This window comes from Streptococcus sp., from assembly GCF_019414905.1.
Lineage (GTDB): Bacteria > Bacillota > Bacilli > Lactobacillales > Streptococcaceae > Streptococcus.
This window is the reverse complement of the sequence record NZ_DXLC01000124.1, coordinates 1-2,527: the sequence shown is the minus strand read 5'-3', so window position 1 is coordinate 2,527 and position 2,527 is coordinate 1. Positions and strand designations below refer to the sequence as shown.

General features: G+C 42.1%; 3 protein-coding genes. 1 reads left to right on the top strand and 2 read right to left on the bottom strand.

Translation table 11 applies throughout. The annotated features are described in order from the left end of the window. On the bottom strand, positions 1-691 hold a 691-nt coding region (locus QZ359_RS03725; RefSeq protein ID WP_293960188.1), incomplete at its 3' end, for an N-acetylmannosamine-6-phosphate 2-epimerase. A 201-nt stretch (positions 692-892) separates the two neighbouring features. Then, positions 893-1,873, bottom strand: a complete 981-nt coding sequence (locus QZ359_RS03720; protein WP_293960185.1) for an acetylxylan esterase — start codon at positions 1,871-1,873, stop codon at positions 893-895. A gap of 365 nt (positions 1,874-2,238) precedes the next feature. On the opposite strand from QZ359_RS03720, the gene QZ359_RS03715 reads away from it, so the two are divergent. After that, positions 2,239-2,527, top strand: a 289-nt coding sequence (locus QZ359_RS03715; protein ID WP_293960182.1) for a PD-(D/E)XK nuclease family transposase, incomplete at its 3' end; no start/stop codon positions are given.

Genomic DNA, 2,527 nt, shown 5'->3' with positions numbered 1-2,527 from the left:
GACCAGCAACGAAGCGTTCCGTAATCTCTTTTGGTCTAGTAATAGCGCCACCTACAACAATGCCTCGAACTCCATATCCCAGGATTTGTTTGGCTTGTTCTGGTGTGTGGATTTTCCCTTCTGCAATGACATCTACACCAGCATCACAGAGTTTTTTGATTAATTCAAAATCGGGACCATCCACTTTAGGACTGTAAGATGTGTATCCTGATAAGGTTGTTCCGACAAAGTCAATTCCTGCTTCAACAGCTGCCAATCCTTCCTCGAAAGTACTTGTATCAGCCATCAAGAGCTGATGAGGATATTTCTCCTTAACCTGACGAATGAACTCTTGAATCTCTAAACCATCGTAGCGTTCACGCTTGGTACAATCCAGAGCAATCACCTCGATGTCCAGTTCTGCCAATTCATCAACTTCTTTCATAGTAGCAGTGATGAAGGGTTCTTGTGGTGGATAATCTCGTTTAATTATCCCAATGATTGGAAGGTTGGTAACCTCCTTGATTTCCTTGATATCGCGAACACTGTTTGCTCGGATACCGACTGCTCCACCTTGCTCAGCCGCTTTGACCAGCAAGGGAATGACTCCTCCCGCTTCTGTATAGAGCGGTTCGTGAGGAAGGGCCTGACAAGAAACGATGATTCCATCTTTGATTTGTGCAATCAAGGCTTCTTTAGTAATCTGTGGCATCCTATTTCCTCCTTTTCTTTGTTCTTATGAGTTTATTATATAGCATCTGTGAAGCGCTTTCAATAGTTTGTAGTAGGATAGATTCCAGTTTCAAAAGTATTTTATAGAACAGCCGTTTCTGAAAGTAGTTTTAGAGAGTCATCTATTTTAAATCGTTTTTATTAAACTACAAAAAAGAGAGCTACTAGGCTCTCTCATTCATTATTTTACGTACTTAAAAGGGATCTCGCTACCACATAGCCAGTTGTAGACTTGGTCATTGACAAAGACATTCATGGCTTCGTGGGCATACTCAGGCATGATGCGATAGGCCTTATCGCAGGTTAGACGGTTGTAAATCGCAAACTGGGTGATAGGATAGCAAACATCGTCGTCCAAGCCCGTAATCATCTTAACCTTACCCTTGATACGATGTGCGAGATTTTTCACATCGATATAGGCAAGGGTCGCCATGATTTCCTCCTCTGTTTCATGGAAGGGATCGTGGAACTTGAAATAACGGAACAATTCGTCATAGGCCTCACTTGTATTGCCAATCTCAAGCACTCGTCTAAAGTCTGACAAGAAAGGATAGATGGCAACTGTTTTCCGAATCCGAGGATTGAGTGCTGCTGCAACTAGAGCTAGAGCCCCTCCTTGTGAGGCACCATAGCTAGAAAGACGCTTCTCATCCACCTGAGGCAGACTGGCAATAATTTCAACCAACTGGTAAATATCAAGATAGACATCCTTATAAAAGAGATGATCCCGACCTTCCACAGCCCCACGAATGATATGCCCTTTAACCGTATTTCCTAAAGGAGAACGCAAACCGTCCTGTGAATAACCTGACTGTCCCCGCACATCCATGGAAACAACACCGTAACCAGACACGGTATAGGCCAGCATATCGATCCAATCCCAGCCACGTCCCATATAACCATGGAAATGGAAGATTATAGGAACCTTCTCCTCACTCTTTGGAAGGACGACACGTGCATAGACCTTACCTTCATTGGTTCCTTCAAATGTCAACTCATAGCACTTGACTTGAGAGATGTGAAAATCTCTTTCCTCCAACTGATAAGCTGGAAGAGTTAAAACTTTTTTCACTTCCTCATCCCAGAAAGCATCAAAGTCTTCTGGAACCTCATCCCGTCCTCTATAAGTCTTGATTTCTTCTAACAAAGCTGGATTTTGCATAACATGCTCCTTTTTTTGTAATCGCCACCACCACTGTAGCATATCTAAGTAATCAATGCAAGAAAGAAAGGTAATACTCTTCGAAAATCTCTTCAAACCACGTCAGCTTCGCCTTGCCGTATATATATGTTACTGACTTCGTCAGTTCTATCTGCAACCTCAAAACAGTGTTTTGAGCAACCTGCGGCTAGTTTCCTAGTTTGCTCTTTGATTTTCATTGGGTCACTTCTAAAACTGACTTCCAATTTTGGGAGAGAGAGGGAAGTTACTTTGAGAAGTTACGCTTTTTTACGAATAAATAGATAGAAGCATTAAATCTAGTCAACCTAGAGGTAAAAATGTGCTATAATGAAAGGAGAAGAAATATGACTGTACGTCATCCGGGCATCAGCCCAACCAATGACTTGGTTGCTAAGAAAATCTTTAGCAATCCAGAAATCACTTGTCAATTTATTCGCGATATGTTGGATTTACCAGCCAAAAATGTGACCATTTTGGAGGGAAGCAATATTCACGTCTTGCCTTCCCTGCCTTACTCAGCGCAGGATTTCTATACCAGTATAGACGTCTTAGCGGAGTTGGACAATGGAACCCAAGTTATCATTGAGATTCAGGTGCATCATCAGAATTTTTTCATCAATCGTTTATGGGCTT

What these genes read in the sequence shown, in the direction of transcription:
- QZ359_RS03720 (WP_293960185.1), bottom strand. Translation starts at nt 1,873, where the DNA reads ATGCAAAATCCAGCTTTGTTAGAAGAAATCAAGACTTATAGAGGACGG.